Genomic DNA, 17,519 nt, shown 5'->3' on the forward strand with positions numbered 1-17,519 from the left:
GTTGTTTTCGGTACCCGCTAAACCCTTTGAGCTACCAAGGCCGCCCGGGTCGAGACCAGATCGTCGATAGCCTCAGAATCGAAGCCCAACTCCTCAAGCAGCTTTCTGGTCTCCCAACCCTTCGGCTGGCTTGGGGCACCGGCATCCAAGTAACTACCGTTGAAGCTGATCGTGGAACGTATGCAAGCAACCTTTCCTTCCGTGGGGTGGGTCTCATAGTCGATAAGTCCCACGGCCTGGAGATGAGGATCGTTAGGGAGCGTCTCGAGCGTGTGACAGGGTTTTGCTGCTAGGTCTGCAGTCCGAAAGTCGGCCAGCCATTGCGCTGTCGTCTTATCAAGCAGAGGCGCCCCTCGGATCTCAAACCACTCCTTCACGTTTTCTGCACGCCCAGCGACCGAGGAGAACCGCGGATCACCAATAAGATCTGGTTTTCCAACCGTCTCTAAAAAGGCGATGACCTGAGCGTCGGTATTGACCGTAAATGAAATCCACCCATCGGCAGTCTGTACTGGCTTGTTGTGGGGGTTTAGGAGCCTCTGATCACCAGCGGGCCCAATAGGTGGATCAAAACTCTGTTGCGCCAAGTGCTCTTGCAGCACGAACGCGGACATGGTTTCGAACATAGGGATCTCCAGGCTAGCGCCCAGACCGGTTTCGCGGCGGTGATAGAGTGCGGAGAGGATCGAACCTGCCGCTATCTCGCCTACGACATGGTCGCAGATCAGCATCGGGACATACCGTGGCACCCCATCACGTGCAAGCGAGAGACCAGTCATGCCTGTAGCCGCCTGGATAACACTGTCGTATGTCGGCTCACCTGCATAAGGGCCGTCGGTGCCGTACCCAGTAATCAGGCAGTAAATCTTTTCAGGGTACTGGCGCAGAATACTCTCTGAATCGATTCCGAGTTTGACCAGTGCCTGAGGCCGCATATTGGCAATGATCACATCAGCTGTTTCAACCAGCCTATCCATCACTTCACGTGCGCCGGCCTGTTTCAGGTTGAGACAAATATTGCGTTTACCGCGATTAAGATGAAGGTAGGTGCCTGAGTGTTGGCCGGTAGGTGAGGCACCACCCAACCCCCTCATCAGGTCGCCCTCTGGGCTCTCCACCTTAATGATCTCTGCCCCGTACTGCGCGAGCCGAGCAGAGCACGCCGGGCCGACGACAACACTGGTGAGATCCAGCACACGGATACCTTTAAGAGGCTTAATATTCATAAGCTTCTACCTCCATTTCCGCTGCCATTTTTCCGTAGCTGTTGAACACCTTGATGTTCAGCACATCGCCTTGGCTGTCATCCGCGATGGTCAAGGAGCGGCCACTGAACAACGGCGCCGTGTACTTAATTTTCAGCTGCTTGGGCGTGACCTTAAGTTCGGTTCGCAAATACTCAGTCAGTAATAAGGTTGTCAGGCCCCCATTCACAACGAGATCTGGAAACCCTTCGACCTCCCGTGCATAGGCCCTGTCGAGGTGGATTTTGTGCGAGTTGAACCCTAAGGCCGAGTATTGGAATAACAGCGTGTCGTCTGGGGTGATGGACTTCTGTCGGCTCAGCGTGATGGGCTCTGGCTCAGCTTCATACGAGGGCCGTTCGGAGCTCGCAGGCAACAAAAAGAACGTTTGGGTTTCGTTGATAGCTGGCTCTATCTCACCGACAACGACCAATCGATGGTCAACGACGACGATAGCGATTTCGCCCGACCGAGTTGGTTTCCTTTCGAGGCTGGCTATCGAGCTATGTCGAGTGATATTGGCGCCAATGGGGATAACGCCATCAAAGGTCACAGTCCGTCCCGCCTGTAGCAAGCGAGGAAGCCCCAATTCTGGAAGCGGAATCCCGAGCCCTGGAAAGCCATCTCCACGCAACTGAGACCTAAGGGTATCCGCTCCTAGCAATGTGAAATGCCAACCACGAGGCAGAGCCGCACCTTCTACAAGTCCCTCAGAAGGCAGATCCAGCATTGCAGCCACACGCCGTGCGTTGCTAATGGAGCAGGTTTCGAGTCGACCTGGTGCCGAGTTGAATTGTTCACGCATGGAGTTTTCCTCCTCTACCTAGCGATCGCAAATAACGATGCGCTGGTGAAATTGTTGTTGTGTATGCGCATCCTATCACGCGAAATGCGGAGGATGTAAAACACATTCGACAACAAAATTTCATTGCTGCATCTATTATTTCATATCTGAATCTGTTTAATATGAGCCCGTCGGCAGCCACTGGCCCACCTCTCAAGGAGGTATCAAGGCTGTCAGCAGAGCCATAGCCCTCCCGCAGATGCCCTACTGGCGCGGGATGTACCAAGGCATGAGCCCCTTACTTCCAAATACAATTCGAAGGATCAGCCATGAAATTTCATTTCCATCACATGAACCTCTGCTCGGAAAACGTCGGTCGCCTTTCGTCGTTTTACCGTTCCATTTTCGACCTCGATCGCATCGAGGATGAAGAGCACGTGCGTTGCAACACCGATACGGCCCATGGCTACAGTGCGGAAGTCGATTTCGTGACTGACGGGGCTGTTGAGTTCCACCTGGCGACCAAGGACATCGACCTCAGCTTCCGCATGAACCAGGCAATCAACCCTCTGCACAGCGGCCATTTCTGTTTCCGAACGGACGATATCGAAGGCTTCAAAAAACGCCTGGAAGAGCTGAAGATTCCGTATGCGGACTATGGTGTTTGGGCCATGGCGAACTGGTACCAGATCTTCTTGCAAGACCCGGATGGCAACATCATTGAGGTTCATCAGCCCATCCAGAAATGAGCCGTTGAACTGCATATTGATTTTGAAGTAGCTCTTTGCGCCCTGGTTTCGAACGGGCGCTTAGAGCGCAACGGCAGTCTTATCTCCTATTTAATCGCCTTAGGCGTGTCTCGCCTTCGCCGAGCCCTCTCAGCAGTTCAATTTCGCTAGAACCCCGGCCGCTTCGGGGCATAGATCGGCGCCCGCCCTTACCTCCAAAAAGATCCTTGCCCACATGAAGTTGAACCATGTCGGTGTTGAGGAGCTTTCGTAAAACAGCGTGAACACCCCAGAGACCATCAAATTGATCGGATCGACTTCTAATTTGATTGGATCAGATAACATCCCACACGCCACCTTCCCCTAATATCTCCCGCCTCACCATCAACGCATGTCGTGGAGCAATCAAATGCAGATATCCAGTCAAAGCTTCCTTAACGGCGGGTACATTCCAGGGGAGTTCTCATTCGCGATTCCAAACGCCACTTCACGTATCGAGCTATCAACGAACAAAAATCCTCACCTCGCGTGGAGTGATGTTCCAGAAGGGACAAACTCTTTTGTGGTGATCTGTCATGACACCGACGTACCGAGCCAAGGGGACGACGTGAATCAAGAGGGGCGAGAGATTGCGGCTACCTTGCCTCGTATCGACTTCTTCCACTGGCTTCTGTTAGACATTCCGGTTGGCGTCTCACAAATTCCTGCCGGCTCCCAAGCAAGTGGCGTCCAACCACGAGGCAAAACCGGGCCATCCGCACCCGGAGGATGGCGTCATGGGATCAATGACTACACCGGCTGGTTCGCTAATGATGAGCAAATGAGCGGCACTTACTTTGGTTACGATGGGCCTTGCCCGCCATGGAATGACAGCATCGTTCACCGCTATGTGTTCACCGTTTACGCACTTGCATCGCAGACACTGAGCGTAGAAGGAGAGCTTTCGGGAGCGAATGTTCAACTGGCGCTGAATAAGGCAGTGATCCTTGGCCGGGCGAGCCTGACTGGCCTCTACACGTTAAACCCCACCCACCTGCGCGACTGAGCGAGTAACCACTCAGAAATGCCGAATAACGTCACGCAACAACACCGAGTGACCTCCCTCCTTTCCGAACCATCGGAGGGGATGGCTCATCGGCACTTACTATCTGCCAACGAGCCTATACAAAAACGCCACTTGTGCAGCCTGGCTCAGCCTTCGTTGAACCGTCCACGACACACACCCAACTTCTTTTTCCAAAAGGGCAGCTTGCTCCTGATTGCTTCAGGGACTTTGGATCTAACTTGCAAGGACACTGCCCTATCAATCAGTAGCAGTGACTCGCTGCTTTTTGTAGATGCGGGAACATGCGCCAATCTACTGAAAACCCCGGGAGGTCGAGAGCAACGGTTTCGGTCTATTTTCTTGAGTTTTTCGCCTGAGCTTCTTGAGCTCTTTCACCGGAATAGGCCTTCGCCCCTACCGAGAAACGGTAGTTCATGCTTCCAGCAGGTGTCGCTGGACGATGAGCTTGAGTCAACCTTGCGATTCGTATACTCAAGCATTGAGGCTCCAGGCCTTAGTGAGGAGCGGCTTCGATACCGCTTGCTTGATTTGCTTGCAGGGTTGGCAGAGCGTGGCTATTACTTCCAGCGAAACCAGACGCCAGGTATTGCTGGACGAATTCGGTCGTTAATTGCTGAAACACCCGATCATAGATGGACTGCCAGCGCTGCTGGACGTTCACTTGCTATGAGTGAGGCGACCTTGCGTCGACGCTTGGCGACGGAACAGGCTCGATTTGAGGATTTGCTGGTGGACGTGAGGATGCACCATGCACTTATGCTCATTCAAACAACGGGATGGAGCATCTCACGGATATCCGAGGCCTGCGGATACAAATCCCGAGCTCGTTTTGCTGAGCGTTTTCGACAACGTTTTGGCTATCTACCATCGAAAATTGGATAACTCATCCGTCTGCGAGACGCGAAGGCTTCGCTGATTGAGTCAGTGATGACTCGTCAAAAAACAATGTTACAAAACCAGAACGTTCACTTCTGAACCGTATCATCGACGAATAACAGCTTCAGAACGAAAGGGCCTACGAAAGCCCCTTGTTTATACTCAGTCCCAAGTTACCTGGTCAGCTAGGACTCGACGGTGTCGGAGCCAAATTTCGCTTTCCATTCTTTGTATCAGGGGACTCAGCTTTACAAGATTGAAGCCCGCCTCCTTAGCATCCAAGACACCATGGCAATAGACAATACCTTGTGCATCTTGAGAAGGGTTTGTCTCGATACCCACCTGGGAGCATACCTTTCAGTACAACGAAGTGGTGTTTGAACGCTATCAATAGATGCCTACCGACCAGCACTCCACAATAGATAGGTAGCGATTCAACCAACGTGCCGGTAGCGAGTGAGCCTGGCACAAGCTCTAACAGAGTCATTCATATGACCCCTTTCCAGGCATCTTGATACCGTATTGATTCACTCGGCGGTACAGGGTCGCACGAGAGATTCTCAGCTCCTGCGCTGCCAGCACAGGCTTCCATCGATTACGTACCAAGGCATCGAACAAGAGCTGTCGTTCAGGGGTACCACTTGAGGTCTCATGGGCAAGGGAAGGCGCCGCTACTCCTAGTAATTCGGGTAGATCAGCGACCCCTATGAGCGTCTCATTGGCGATGGCGCAGGCATATCTCAAAACATGATGGAGCTGGCGTACATTCCCGGGCCATGCGTAATTGAGCAGCATTTCTAGCGCTGCATCACTAAGACTGTAGTTAACCCCTGCACGCTCCGATTCTTCGTCAAGCAATTTGGTAATGATGGACAGCTTATCGCTCCGTTCGCGCAATGGTGGAAGGTCGAACCTCGCTCCATTCAAACGGAAATAAAGGTCTTCGCGGAACGTGCCGGCCGCCACCAGCCTTGAAAGATCGCGGTGGCTTGCACAGATGATCTGAATGTCGACAGACTCCCTTCGCGCCGAGCCTAGTGGCGCGACTTCACCTTCACTCAGCACTCTGAGCAGTCGAGTTTGCAGTGAAAGCGGCATGTCCCCGATCTCATCAAGGAAGACTGTCCCACCGTCAGCCTGCTGCAGCAAACCACGCATGCCCTTGTTGGACGCTCCAGTGAACGCACCCGCGCTGTAGCCGAAGAGTTCACTCTCGATCAACCCCTCAGGTATTGCGGCGCAATTGATGGCCACGAAAGGTTTGTCTCTTCGTGCACCCGCATCGTGCAACTGGCGAGCAAAGTAATCTTTACCGACCCCAGTTTCACCGTGGATGAGCACCGGCAGACCACGATCCTTAACTCGAACTGCAAGGCTCAACGCCTGGGCTAAACGCGGATCGATTTCCTGGCGGTTTGGCACACTCACAGTCATTGGACGGCGTGGCGCTTTTAACCGGACGTACAGGTCGAGTAATGGGAGGTGGTGCAAGCTATCATCGGTCGATGAAGGGAGCCGTGCCGATGAGAAGGCTTCACATACAGTTTGTGGAAGCCTTCCATGCAGCCGAATGAGAAAGCGTTTAGCCGCGGGGTTGAGTGCTCGAAGAACACCATCATTGTCCCAGGCAAATAGAAATTCGGGCTGGCTATCGACATACCCGGCAAGGGCATGCCCCCTCAGCACCCAAAGATCCTGGGTGCTGTACATGAAAAATGCATTTTCAATATCTCTGGCACTTTGTATCACGATCTGACGGATCAGATGCTGACTACGACGGTCATCCGGCGCCCCCATGGCTGAAACATCAATGACTGCAATCAGCTCGCCGGAGGGTGAAAAAATGGGCGCTGCTGAGCAGGTGATGCCAATGAAGGCTGCGCGGAAGTGCTCATTCTTGTGAACGGTCACTGGTTCCTGATTTATTAGTACCGAGCACACTCCAGTGGTGCCCTCCTCACTCTCCGACCAACAGGTTCCGAGATCCATGCCCGAGCGCCGGTATTCCCCCCGAATGCTGGACTCTATCCGCATGTCGATGGTGCACCCCTGTGTGTCGGTCAACATGACGCAATAGTCTGCATCACTGACCCGGCCGTGGAGCCTCGACATTTCATCGCCGGCAATTCGCAGAAACTCGTCCACGCGCTGGCGCTGTTGCGTTAGCTGAAATGACTCAAGAATGCGCGGCCCCTGCAAAGAACCGGGATCAAGATGATAGTTCTGCATCGATCGTCGCCACGAGTCGACGATGATGAAAGGTACGGGCAAGGTAGGTGCCCGATCAGCAGTACGCAAAATTCGACTCACATGATCAACATGAGCCTTTGAGTAGCTAGAGGGCATGAAGGCCTCCGCGGTTACATTCTAATTTTTGTGTCTCTCATTAAAAGCTGATAGCCGTGGCGCGACAAGCCTTATCCATCCGAGCCACAGTGCTGAGACATAACATCTCAATTTTCGCAGAGTCGCTCAGGCTCCTAGAAACATGATGTCTCAACACGCTGGTTATAAAAAATCATGAAATCAATAAATATATATATAAATCATATAGTTACTCTATAAACAAGAACTTGGCATCCGACTTGCTCTCTTCTTATCAGCGTCCCGCTTACGGTGAACGCATCTCAAACAACAAGAAGAGGCAGGACATGAGCCATAAGACTTCTCTCGATTTTTCCTTGGCCGGCAAAATCGCTTTGGTGACCGGTGCCGGTCGTGGCATCGGCCAAGGTATTGCATTGAGCCTGGCCAACGCTGGCGCTGATGTGGCGGTCGCTGATTATGACCTCGGCATTGCAGAAGAAGCCGCGGCCAAAATTCAAGCCCTCGGCCGCCGCGCGATCTCGTTGCAGGTCGATGTGAGTAATCCTGAAAGCGTGACCGCGATGATGTCCCAGGTTAAGGCCCAATTGGGGCGACTGGACGTGGCGGTGAACAATGCTGGGGTAGTTAGTATCGGCAGCGTTGCCGAGCTACCAGTACACGACTGGGATCGCATCATGAACATCAACGCCCGGGGTGTGTTCCTTTGCTGCCAGGCGGAGGTTCGCCTAATGCTCGAGCAACAGGCCGGTCGCATCATTAACATCGCCTCAATCGCGGGCAAAGTCGGCTTCCCTGATCTCGCCCACTACAGCGCCTCAAAGTTCGCCGTCATCGGCTTTACCAATGCGTTTGCCAAAGAGGTCGCACGCAACGGTATCACTGTCAATGCTCTCTGCCCCGGTGTGGTCGGCACCGGCATGTGGCGGGGTGAGCAAGGCCTGTCTGCACGATGGAGCAACCCTGGTGAGACTGAAGAGCAATCTTGGGAGCGCCACCAGTCAACCCTACTTCCACAGGGAGAGGCTCAAACGGTCGAAGACATGGGTCAGCTGGCGGTTTACCTCGCTTGTGCGCCTCACGTAACCGGCCAGGCCATCGCTGTAGATGGCGGTTTCTCTCTGTAAAGCAACCTGGCCAGTCCAGCGTGCAGATGATGGTTGCAAACATCATTTGCTAGAGCGCTGAAACCCCTCATTCGTAAACGCATTTTTTCTCGTCGCTCAATCGAGAGAAAGGGCATTTGCTTGCCTGAATTTCCTGCCAACTCATTTAAAGCAGCAGGAATCGAGGCAGCCTATCAGGAGACAATAATGACAACTTCCGTTCTCGCAAAACGCTCCCTTAGAAGCGATACCATCCACTACGATGCGATCATCATCGGCGCAGGCTTCGGCGGGATTTATATGCTGAAAAAGCTGCGCGATGAATTGGGCCTCAAAGTGAGAGCTTTCGATAAAGCCGCCGGCGTGGGAGGCACCTGGTACTGGAATCGTTACCCAGGGGCGCTCTCGGATAGCGAGTCGTTTGTCTACTGCTTCTCATGGGATCGCGAGTTATGTCAGGAGTGGAACATCACAACCCGTTACCTGACCCAGCCGCAGATTCTCTCCTACATGAATCATGTCGTCGACCGACACGACCTGGGCAAAGACATCCAGCTCGAGACTGCTATTTCCTCAGCAGAGTTTGATGAGGAAAACAGCTGCTGGCTGGTAAACACCGACGACGGTCATCACTACAGCGCCAAGTACCTCGTAACTGCGCTTGGCCTGCTCTCGGCTACCAACATCCCTAATATCAAAGGCCTCGACCAGTTCCAAGGGCAGAAGTATCACACCGCAAACTGGCCAGAAGATGCAGCTCTTGAAGGCAAGCGTGTTGGGGTCATCGGCACTGGCTCTACAGGCTGCCAAGTGATCACCGCAATCGCACCCGTAGTCGGGCACCTGACTGTTTTCCAGCGATCAGCACAGTACACCGTGCCTGTTGGAAATGGCCCGCTGAGCCGTGAGACGATCGATGACGTCAAACGTAACTACGATGCTATCTGGAAGCAGGTCAGAGACTCGCGCTTGGCCATGGGCTTCGAAGAAAGCGTCGTACCAACCATGAGCGTCTCTGCCGAGGAGCGTCAGAATATCTTCCAGAGCGCTTGGGACATCGGTGGCGGGTTCCGCTTCATGTTTGAGACATTCGGCGATATTGCTGTCGACGAACAAGCCAACATTGCAGCTCAAGACTTCGTTCGCTCCAAAATCGCGGAGATCGTCAAGGATCCCGAAACAGCGCGCAAGCTCCAGCCAAGCGAGCTTTATGCCAAGCGTCCGCTGTGTGACAGCGGTTACTACGCAACCTTCAATCGTGAAAACGTCTCGCTGGTGGATGTCAAAGCCAACCCTATTGATGAGATCACCAGCAAGGGCATTCGTACCGCCGATGGTGTTGAGCATGAGCTGGACGTTCTGATCTTCGCCACGGGCTTCGATGCAGTCGACGGTAACTACAAGCGCATCGATATTCGCGGCCGAAATGGCCAGAGCATCAAGGATCATTGGAAGGATGGCCCATCCAGCTACTTGGCAGTGTCTACTACCAAATTCCCCAACATGTTCATGATTCTCGGCCCAAATGGCCCTTTCACCAATCTTCCTCCAACCATCGAAACGGAAGTGGAGTGGGTTTCAGACCTAATCGGGTTCATGGAAGAAAACGAGCTGGCGTGTGTGGAACCAGTCGACGGCAAGGAACAGGAATGGAGCGAGACCTGCTGCGAAATTGCCAACCAGACGCTGTTCGCCAAGACCGACTCCTGGATCTTCGGAGCGAACATCCCGGGTAAACCCAACTCCGTTTACTTCTACATGGGTGGGCTCGGGGCCTTCAGGGAAATCCTTGACTCCGTGAAGCGTGAAGACTATCGCGGCTTCAAATTCAAACCCGTTAAAACATCTAACCAATACGCACAGCAAGGCCGTCACTAACCATCAAAGATCATCAGGGTACTGGCCTGCATGGTCAGTACGCCCGATCCGATAGGTTTTTTGTGCCTGTAGAAAATTGGAGATTAAGTAGTGGAACTCAAAAATCCGGAACTGTTTCGGGAGCACGCCTACATCGATGGTGAATGGTGTCATGCAGACAGTGGCAACACGATCACTGTCGTTAACCCATCGACCAGCGCCACCATCGGACATGTTCCCAAAATGGGCCGCCATGAAACGCGTCGCGCTGTTGAGGCGGCTGAACGCGCGCTGCCCGCATGGCGTGAACTTTCGGCAAAGGAGCGCTCTGCAAAGCTGCGTCGGTGGTATGAACTGATCATCGAAAACCAGATCGATTTAGCTCGCATCATGACGCTTGAACAAGGAAAACCTCTGTCTGAAGCTCAGGGCGAGATTGTTTTCGGTGCGTCGTATATCGAGTGGTATGCCGAAGAAGCCAAGCGTATCTACGGCGACGTCATTCCGGGGCAGACCGATCGCCGACTCATGGTTCTCAAGCAACCGATTGGCGTTTGCGCAGCAATCACTCCGTGGAATTTCCCTTCCGCGATGATCACACGCAAAGCCGGCCCGGCGCTGGCTGCTGGCTGCACTATGGTCATCAAGCCTGCTTCTCAAACACCCTTCTCGGCGCTTGCGCTAGTGGCACTCGCTGAGCGCGCAGGCATTCCTCGTGGCGTCTTGTCCGTCGTCACCGGGGCTGCCGCTGAAATCGCGGAAGAACTGACAAGTAATTCTACTGTGCGCAAGATTTCGTTCACCGGCTCGACGGAAATTGGTCGTGAGCTCATGGCCAAGTGCGCGTACGACATCAAGAAGGTGTCACTTGAACTAGGCGGCAATGCCCCCTTCATCGTGTTTGAAGATGCCGACCTGGATGCCGCGGTACAGGGTGCTATCGCTTCCAAGTTCCGCAACGCAGGCCAAACGTGCGTTTGTACCAATCGACTGTATGTCCACGACTCGGTTTACGAGGCTTTCGTTGGAAAACTCGCTGCCGCAGTGAATGACTTGAAAATCGGTGATGGTTTCGGCGACGGCGTTGTTCTTGGCCCGATGATCGACGGCAACGCGGTCGCGAAGGTGCAGGAACACATCGACGATGCGCTAGAAAAAGGTGCTCGCGTCTTAGCAGGAGGAGGCCCGCATCAGCTGGGCGGAAACTTCTTCAAACCTACTGTTTTGGTAGATGTCCCGGACAGCGCACGAGTTTCGAAAGAAGAAACATTCGGCCCTCTGGCGCCGGTGTTCCGCTTCTTCGAAGACGCTGATGTTATCCGTCGAGCAAATGATACGGAATTCGGCCTCGCTGCCTACTTCTATTCATCGAGTCTAAGTCGCGCCTTCCGTGTGAGTGAGAACTTGGAATACGGAATAGTTGGCGTCAACACCGGAATCATCAGCTCCGAAGCAGCGCCCTTTGGAGGTATCAAAGCGTCCGGTATCGGCCGCGAGGGCTCCAAATACGGCATCGAGGACTATCTGGAGATCAAGTATCTCTGCCTGGCGGGCATTTAGACGTCCGAACCGCTAGAGCGCATGCCTCATCTGGCTACACGGCCAGATGAAACAACTGCCTCAGATACAAAATTCAAATGACCTCTCCAAATGCAACCGAGCTGCAGTGTGGCAGCTGTCCGGACGGAGAGCGCTGTGTCGTGAAAATCATAAAAATAAGGACTCACCGACATGAACATGAAATGGCAACTGCCTTTCGGCATGGGAATTTTTGCATGCATCATCAACTCGGCTACTGCATCCCCATGGGCAACGGGGGACTGGGGTGGTACGAGAAGTCAGCTCCTCGACAAAGGGTACGACTTCACTCTTGATTACACCGGTGAGGGTGCAACCAATCTGCATGGTGGCTACAACCACGACAGTACGGCACGTTACACCGCCCAATGGGCGTTGGGCACGCACCTGGATTTGCAGAAGATCTTCGGCTGGAATGCTGCTGACTTCAAACTGACCATTACCGAGCGAAACGGTAACAACTTGTCTAATGATCGCGTTAGTGATCCCCGCACTGGTCAGCTCAGTTCGGTGCAGGAGGTTTGGGGGCGTGGTCAAACTTGGCGGCTCACTCAGATGTGGTATCGCCAGAAGTTTTTTGATAGCGCCCTGGATGTGAAAATTGGACGCATGGGGATCCAGGAAGACTTCAACAGCTTTCCTTGTGACTTCCAGAGCCTTTCATTCTGTAGTTCGCCAATTGGTAACGTTGTTGGAGATATCTGGTACAGCTGGCCGGTGAGTCAGTGGGGCCTGCGACTTAAATACAACATGCAAAATGATCTGGCGCTTCAGGTTGGTGCCTTCGAGCAAAACCCCTCTTACCTGGAGACCGGAAACGGCTTCAAGCTAAGCGGTAGTGGATCTCAAGGGATGCTACTGCCAGTAGAGGCAGTATGGAGTCCAAACCTTGGTAGCGAGAAGCTCGCTGGTGAGTATCGTCTGGGGTATTACTACAGCTCTGCGAGTGCGAATGATGTGTACGAGGATACGAATGGAAACCCTCAGGGGCTGACCGGACAAGCCTTCAAATCACGCGGCAGCAAGCATGGCTGGTGGGTAATAGCTCAACAACAACTGACCCATCACAACGGCGATCCCACCCGTGGCCTCTCCATCTTTGCCAGCCTGACCTTCCCTGATAAAGCGACCAGTCCCATCGACAGTTATCAGCAGATAGGTGTCGTATATAAAGGCCCTTTCAATGTCCGGCCTGAGGACGACATCGGGCTCGGTTTTGCGAGGATCCATGTAAACGATGATGTTTCCAAACGACAGAATCAACTCAACACGGTAAGCGGCATCGCCGGTTACGATGACCCCAATTTCGTGCCCATCCAACGTACTGAGTACAACATGGAGTTGTACTACGGTGTTCACCTTACCGACTGGGTGACCATTCGCCCAAACCTCCAATATGTCCGTCACCCAGGCGGCGTATATGAGGTCGATAACGCCTTGGTCGCAGGTTTGAAGATTCAGGCCTCATTCTGACGTGACCGCTAAATAACTCCTATCTCTCGAATGAATGCCCCTCAGGCTAGCGATCCCGCATGCCTGAGGATTACCAAGGAAAAAGGACTGTTATGAACAATTCTGAAGCCCCACCATCTTGGCTTACGTGGCGCTATTTGGCGCTCGCGATCTTTACCGTGCTTCTCGGGTTAAGCGGTCTTGCACTCGCTTTAGGAGGCATTCGCCTGATCAGCCTTGGGGGATCCTGGTACTACTTGCTGGCTGGGGTTGGCATGTGTACATCAGCCGCTCTGTACCTGCGTCGCAGCTCATCGGCCTCGTACCTTCTTGCCTTCGTATTCCTGGCGACAGTCATTTGGTCGTTGTGGGAAACAGGCTTGCAGTTTTGGCCACTGGTGCCTCGACTGGCGCCCTTCATGGTTATCGGTTTGCTGGCGGCGCTGGCGCATCCTTTGGTTAGCCATGGCAGACAGATCGTAACCAGTCGAATCTTGGCTGGTGTCTTCGCTCTCGGCCTCACCTGGGGCGGCTACAGTCTGTTCACTCCCCACGGAACCGTTGAGGCCACCGACACCTCGGATGATCCAGTGGCAACTTCGGCTGAGCCCAAACCGGGGGAGCCATGGCAATACTATGGCCGTACGCCACGAGGCACGCGCTTTGCCCCAGCCACCCAGATCAACCGTGAAAACGTAGACGAACTGAAAGTAGCTTGGACATTTCAAACTGGCGATCCTGCCAACAAGTTTTCGGAGAACCAGAACACGCCTATCCAGGTCGGCGATACTTTATTTCTATGCACTCCAATGAACAAAGTCTTCGCATTGGATGCGGACACGGGTAAAGAAAAATGGAGTTTCGATCCAAAGCCTGCAGATACTCAGACCTGGAACCGGTGCCGCGGTGTCGCGTACTACGATGCTGCGGCAGTGGCCAACCCCTTCACCGCACCCTCCCCTTCGGCAGTTTCCAACTCCAAGGCTCCCAGCAACGTCACAGCGCGCGCAGATGCACGCTGTACGCGCAGAGTCGTGCTGACCACTATTGATGCTCGTCTCATGCAGGTCGACGCCGATACTGGAAAGCCATGTGAAGACTTTGGAGCGGGTGGAACAGTAGATCTCAAGATCGGCATGGGTGAGATCAAGAAGGCTTACTACTTCCCCACCTCGACGCCTACAGTTGTCCAGGATCTAATCATTGTGGGTGGCTGGGTGTTTGATGGTCGTGCTGTAGACGAACCTTCTGGGGTACTTCGTGCCTTTAACGCCAACAATGGGCAATTGGTATGGGCATGGGACTTGGGTAATCCTGAGATCACCAAGCTTCCACCTGAGGGCGAGACCTACACACGCGGTACTCCGAATGTCTGGTCGACCCCTTCGTTTGACGAAACGCTTGGGCTGATTTACGTGCCCACCGGTAACCAGGAACCAGACTTTTGGGGTGCTCATCGCACGCCAGCCGCTGAAGAGTTTTCGTCGGCTGTAGTGGCCCTAGAACTGGCGACCGGGCGTGTCCGCTGGAAGTTCCAAACTGCTCATCATGATCTTTGGGACTATGACGTCCCGTCGCAGCCAGCCTTATACGACCTACCTGATGGCGCCGGCGGGAAGACCCCTGCGTTGGTACAGCTGACAAAGCGGGGACAAATCTTCGTATTGGATCGTCGAAACGGCAAGCCACTGACCCAAGTCCAGGAGCTGCCTGTCCCCCAGGAGCACCAACAGGGTGACTGGGTGAGCAAGACCCAGCCCTACTCCACTGGAATGCCGTCAATTGGTAACCAATCGTTGAGTGAAGAGCGCATGTGGGGCGCTACCTTCTTCGATCAACTGGCCTGTCGAATAGCATTCCGTAAATTGCGTTACGAAGGTGAGTTCACAGCGCCGACAACAAGCGCAAGCTTGTTGTACCCAGGCTACTACGGCGGCATGAACTGGGGCAGTGCTTCCATCAATGAAGAGAAAGGCTATCTTTTCGTCAACGACATCCGTATGCCACAGATCGTGAAATTGATCAGTCGCGAACAGGTAGACCCATCCCACCTGGAACCCGGGCATGGTGTTGGCAGCATCTATCCAATGGAGGGAACGCCCTATGTTGTCGACCATTCTGCGCTGAATTCTCCGCTGGGAATTCCTTGCAACGAGCCGCCATGGGGAACCTTCTCCATGGTTGACCTGAAGACCCAAAAACTGGTGTGGCAACGCCCGGCCGGCACGATTGCAGATACTGTGGTCAACGACGTCAAGGCCCACCTCCCCATCCCTTTGGGAATGCCCACATTGGGAGGAGCTGTGAATACGGCTTCCGGCCTGGTCTTCTATGCTGCGACCCAAGATTACTTCTTGAGAGCCATGGACATCAAAACGGGTAAGGAACTCTGGAAGGGGCGTCTTCCAGTTGGCGCACAGGCGACCCCGATGACCTACGTTTCACCCAAGTCCAATCGACAGTTTGTGGTGATCTCCGCGGGTGGTTCACGTAACTCTCCCGATCGAGGAGACTATGTCATCGCCTACGCACTTCCTGCGGATGATTGAAGGCACTCTTGAATGGTGCTCGCTTTGCCTTTTCGCAAGGCGGCACCTTAGGTAACCAGGCGCTCAAACCAAAGCACGTAAATTCCCTAGCCAGGGTCTTTACGTGCCGAAGCACTGCAAAACATCCCCGTGAGATGTAGCGATCGCTCCTTGCGAAATTGCACCCCACTTGACCACCCGCTTGCATTCAATTTGACCAGTAGGCTTTGTAACAATGACCGGCAGAGAACGGCCACAAGCGGTCAGTTACGAGATACGGTTATGCTGCGTCCTCAGAGAAGCGGAATGCTGTAGCTTACAAATACCCGGTTCTGATCTTGATCACATGAGGTGAATAATCAGTAAGATGTGAGAGAGAAAAATAGTCTAATTTGGGTGAGTGATTAATTCAGAAAGCTCAATCCCCCCCCCCCGAGTTTCTAAATCCGTTAAGCTCACAGTGTTAGATCGATTTCTGCCTGTCGTGACGGGCAGTATCGATCCAATCTGGTCTACCGCAAAAATGCTGCTAGCACGTCGTTCTTTTGGGAGTAATCGCTTCCCGCTTAGAGACATGGGTTGAACGGAGTGTTTAACTATAAGAAAGCTCCCGTTAGGCAGGATCAGGCGAGTTTTGTTTTTTATCTCCTCCCTCCTTCATCAGGTTGCTCATGATGTTAGGAACTAGCATTTCAGCAAACCCAGCTACCATGGCGATCATGTAGAATCCTGAGTTATTCGGAGCCTTGGCCACAAAAGAAAAAGCCACATCTGTCTGAATCGCAAAATAAGAGAAAATTGAAGCGGCAATTGCAATCAGTATTCGGGAGCAGCCAATCAAGCAGTTGACTTTTCCGCTGGCGTCTAAGTCGATCTCTAGAGAAGAAAAGCCTAGAGCGATCGAGAGTACGCCGCCGAGACTTCCGAGCAAGACAATATTGAATAATATTGGGGCAGTGGTTAGTCCATTGCATAAAGAGATCAAAAATACGAACAACACCAGGGTCAGTGCACTCAGTGTGTATTGAAGGCGCCCTTGGATCGTTTTCAATTTCACCAGGCGATCTTCGGCTTGGGCAAGTATTTGTTTTGCATCATCAGGGAGACCGGCTGCGTTGGCAGTTATGGCGCGAGCCACAAGTCTATTAATCGACTCTGTGCTTGAGAGGTCTTCAGGAAGTAACGAATAGATGCGAGCCAAATTGATGCTAAGGCGATAGTGCCGATTGCCAATTTCGAGTGCATCCTTATGCTCGTCATCAATATCAATTCGTATAGCACGGTCTGTTCTATAGACTACGGAACTTAAAGATTTCGAATAGATTTTTTCGATTTGTTCATGCGCATTGTCATTTGTGCCGGGCTTAAAGTCATACGGTTTAATATGCGTGCTAGATTGACTGCTCTCGTTGTTGATTGGGTTGTTTTTAGACTTCACTGAATCAACCTGACCTATCTCCTTAGGCTTTATTGGAACTAACTTTTCATTACCGTCCAGTGTTTTATTATTTTCTTCTAAGATATCCATGTTTTTCCGTAATCTATGTCTTAATTATTTTTTCAGATAAGCATAATCCGGGACGAAAACCAGGTTGATGCAGTATCAAAATAATATCACTTAGCGCAGATACTTTATAGATGTGGTGGTGCATGGATGATTGGAAAAAAGCTCAATTTCCTCGCCGAGTAAGGTTTGGCCACCCAAAAAGCGAACAAAGGAGAATGGAGTCAGATCGCAGCCGGTGTGTTTTCCCAGCAAGCTTTTTTGCAGCATATCTTTAGGGGCTACCTCGACCTCGTACTTGGTTAGTGAAGACGTGGGTGGAGCATTCTAGCCGGTACAACAGGAGCTATCACTGGCTGCTTTCCGATCGCTGGGCAGATAAACGTCCGGTTTTTGCCATGTACTGCCTGTGCTGACCGGCAGTTATGGGTCGACTGCTCCCCCTAACCAGAGGCAGAAATCAGCCAGCTT

At 52.9% G+C, this 17,519-nt stretch carries 12 protein-coding genes; 8 read left to right on the top strand and 4 right to left on the bottom strand.

From position 1 onward, the window contains the following. Positions 1-17: 17 nt before the first annotated feature. A complete protein-coding gene (locus PMI30_RS05380; protein ID WP_008013382.1) occupies positions 18-1,226 on the bottom strand; it encodes a CaiB/BaiF CoA transferase family protein in 1,209 nt (402 codons plus the stop codon). Next, a complete protein-coding gene (locus PMI30_RS05375; protein ID WP_008013384.1) occupies positions 1,216-2,049 on the bottom strand; it encodes a MaoC family dehydratase N-terminal domain-containing protein in 834 nt (277 codons plus the stop codon). The genes PMI30_RS05380 and PMI30_RS05375 overlap by 11 nt, the downstream gene beginning before the upstream one ends. 308 nt (positions 2,050-2,357) lie before the next feature. On the opposite strand from PMI30_RS05375, the gene PMI30_RS05370 reads away from it, so the two are divergent. From PMI30_RS05370 to PMI30_RS32230, 3 genes are all read left to right on the top strand, one after another. Beyond that, positions 2,358-2,777 carry a VOC family protein gene (locus tag PMI30_RS05370; RefSeq protein WP_008013387.1) on the top strand — a complete coding sequence of 140 codons (420 nt, stop codon included), beginning with the start codon at positions 2,358-2,360 and terminating at the stop codon, positions 2,775-2,777. 388 nt (positions 2,778-3,165) lie between these two features. Then, positions 3,166-3,801, top strand: a complete 636-nt coding sequence (locus PMI30_RS05365) for a YbhB/YbcL family Raf kinase inhibitor-like protein (RefSeq protein ID WP_008013388.1) — start codon at positions 3,166-3,168, stop codon at positions 3,799-3,801. A gap of 687 nt (positions 3,802-4,488) precedes the next feature. Then, positions 4,489-4,704 (top strand): helix-turn-helix domain-containing protein, encoded by a 216-nt coding sequence (locus PMI30_RS32230; RefSeq protein WP_443216316.1) that lies wholly within the window; start codon positions 4,489-4,491, stop codon positions 4,702-4,704. 477 nt (positions 4,705-5,181) lie between these two features. On the opposite strand, the gene PMI30_RS05360 is transcribed toward PMI30_RS32230, so the two are convergent. Beyond that, on the bottom strand, positions 5,182-7,044 hold the full coding sequence (locus PMI30_RS05360; protein WP_008013392.1) for a sigma-54-dependent Fis family transcriptional regulator: 1,863 nt from the start codon (positions 7,042-7,044) through the stop codon (positions 5,182-5,184). A 305-nt stretch (positions 7,045-7,349) separates the two neighbouring features. Between PMI30_RS05360 and PMI30_RS05355 the strand changes: the two genes are divergently transcribed. From PMI30_RS05355 to PMI30_RS05335, 5 genes are all read left to right on the top strand, one after another. After that, positions 7,350-8,150, top strand: a complete 801-nt coding sequence (locus PMI30_RS05355; RefSeq protein WP_008013393.1) for an SDR family NAD(P)-dependent oxidoreductase — start codon at positions 7,350-7,352, stop codon at positions 8,148-8,150. Between the two features lie 186 nt (positions 8,151-8,336). Beyond that, complete coding sequence (locus PMI30_RS05350) at positions 8,337-10,007, top strand: flavin-containing monooxygenase (RefSeq protein ID WP_008013396.1); 1,671 nt, start codon at positions 8,337-8,339, stop codon at positions 10,005-10,007. A 90-nt stretch (positions 10,008-10,097) separates the two neighbouring features. Further along, a complete protein-coding gene (gabD, locus tag PMI30_RS05345; protein WP_008013399.1) occupies positions 10,098-11,546 on the top strand; it encodes an NADP-dependent succinate-semialdehyde dehydrogenase in 1,449 nt (482 codons plus the stop codon). 171 nt (positions 11,547-11,717) lie between these two features. Beyond that, a complete protein-coding gene (locus PMI30_RS05340) occupies positions 11,718-13,037 on the top strand; it encodes a carbohydrate porin (RefSeq protein WP_008013400.1) in 1,320 nt (439 codons plus the stop codon). A gap of 92 nt (positions 13,038-13,129) precedes the next feature. Continuing rightward, a complete protein-coding gene (locus PMI30_RS05335; protein ID WP_008013401.1) occupies positions 13,130-15,565 on the top strand; it encodes a membrane-bound PQQ-dependent dehydrogenase, glucose/quinate/shikimate family in 2,436 nt (811 codons plus the stop codon). 592 nt (positions 15,566-16,157) lie between these two features. On the opposite strand, the gene PMI30_RS05330 is transcribed toward PMI30_RS05335, so the two are convergent. Then, entirely contained in the window at positions 16,158-17,072 is a 915-nt protein-coding gene (locus tag PMI30_RS05330) for a hypothetical protein (RefSeq protein WP_008013403.1), read from the bottom strand. Positions 17,073-17,519 lie beyond the last annotated feature (447 nt).

The organism is Pseudomonas sp. GM50, assembly GCF_000282375.1.
GTDB lineage: Bacteria > Pseudomonadota > Gammaproteobacteria > Pseudomonadales > Pseudomonadaceae > Aquipseudomonas.

Coding starts and splice junctions, on each gene's coding strand:
- PMI30_RS05380 (WP_008013382.1), bottom strand. CDS start 1,226: ATGAATATTAAGCCTCTTAAAGGTATCCGTGTGCTGGATCTCACCAGT.
- PMI30_RS05375 (WP_008013384.1), bottom strand. CDS start 2,049: ATGCGTGAACAATTCAACTCGGCACCAGGTCGACTCGAAACCTGCTCC.
- PMI30_RS05370 (WP_008013387.1), top strand. CDS start 2,358: ATGAAATTTCATTTCCATCACATGAACCTCTGCTCGGAAAACGTCGGT.
- PMI30_RS05365 (WP_008013388.1), top strand. CDS start 3,166: ATGCAGATATCCAGTCAAAGCTTCCTTAACGGCGGGTACATTCCAGGG.
- PMI30_RS32230 (WP_443216316.1), top strand. CDS start 4,489: ATGAGTGAGGCGACCTTGCGTCGACGCTTGGCGACGGAACAGGCTCGA.
- PMI30_RS05360 (WP_008013392.1), bottom strand. CDS start 7,044: ATGCCCTCTAGCTACTCAAAGGCTCATGTTGATCATGTGAGTCGAATT.
- PMI30_RS05355 (WP_008013393.1), top strand. CDS start 7,350: ATGAGCCATAAGACTTCTCTCGATTTTTCCTTGGCCGGCAAAATCGCT.
- PMI30_RS05350 (WP_008013396.1), top strand. CDS start 8,337: ATGACAACTTCCGTTCTCGCAAAACGCTCCCTTAGAAGCGATACCATC.
- PMI30_RS05340 (WP_008013400.1), top strand. CDS start 11,718: ATGAACATGAAATGGCAACTGCCTTTCGGCATGGGAATTTTTGCATGC.
- PMI30_RS05335 (WP_008013401.1), top strand. CDS start 13,130: ATGAACAATTCTGAAGCCCCACCATCTTGGCTTACGTGGCGCTATTTG.
- PMI30_RS05330 (WP_008013403.1), bottom strand. CDS start 17,072: ATGGATATCTTAGAAGAAAATAATAAAACACTGGACGGTAATGAAAAG.